This is a genomic window from Streptomyces thermospinosisporus (genome assembly GCF_039526425.1).
In the GTDB taxonomy this organism is placed as follows: Bacteria; Actinomycetota; Actinomycetes; order Streptomycetales; family Streptomycetaceae; genus Streptomyces; species Streptomyces thermocarboxydovorans.
Genome location: NZ_BAAAIZ010000035.1, coordinates 1 through 615, shown reverse-complemented (window position 1 = coordinate 615; position 615 = coordinate 1). Strand labels below are relative to the sequence as shown.

At 72.7% G+C, this 615-nt stretch carries 2 protein-coding genes; both read right to left on the bottom strand.

Going from position 1 to position 615, the window contains the following annotated elements; genetic code table 11:
* On the bottom strand, window positions 1-141 hold a 141-nt coding region (locus ABD207_RS13850), incomplete at its 3' end, for a sugar phosphate nucleotidyltransferase (RefSeq protein ID WP_344012910.1).
* Between the two features lie 179 nt (window positions 142-320).
* Window positions 321-615, bottom strand: a 295-nt coding sequence (locus ABD207_RS13845; protein WP_344012908.1) for a hypothetical protein, incomplete at its 5' end; no start/stop codon positions are given.

Genomic DNA, 615 nt, shown 5'->3' with positions numbered 1-615 from the left:
GAAGTTGCCGAGCGTCAGGTCCAGGACCGTCAGCTCCTCCTCGGCGCCTTCGGGCCCGACAGGCACCAGCGCCTTGGGGAGGGTGTCGGTGTAGGGGCGCAGACGCCGTCCGGCGCCGGCGGCGAGCACGAGGCCTATCATCGCGGTCTTTCTCCTTACGTTCCCCGGGTTCCGCCGAGTCGGGGGATGTCGGGGGATGGGGTCTCGGCGGCGCACGGTGGGTGCGGGCGGGCGGGTGTGCCGCACGGCCGGCCGCCGTGCGGGCGAAAAGGGTGTGGTCCTGTCCGCGGGGGACAGGACCACACAGGGTAGACGCCCGCTCAGTCCTCTTCGGTCACGGCCGTGACCGAGGACGACGGCGGCTGCTGGGAGGCGGCCGCGGTCTTCTTCGACGTCGTCTTCTTCGCGGCCGACTTGGTGGTCTTGGCCGCCTTCTTGGCCGTCGTCTTCTTGGCGGCGGTCTTCTTGGCCGCCGTCTTCTTCGTCGCGGCCTTCTTCGCCGTGGCCTTCTTGGCCGCCTTGCGGGCGGTCTTCTTGGCCGGCGCGGCCTCCTCCTCGGTGCCGGCCGCGGTGCCTGCCTCCGCGCCCGCCTCGGCAGGCGCCTCGGCCGGGGCC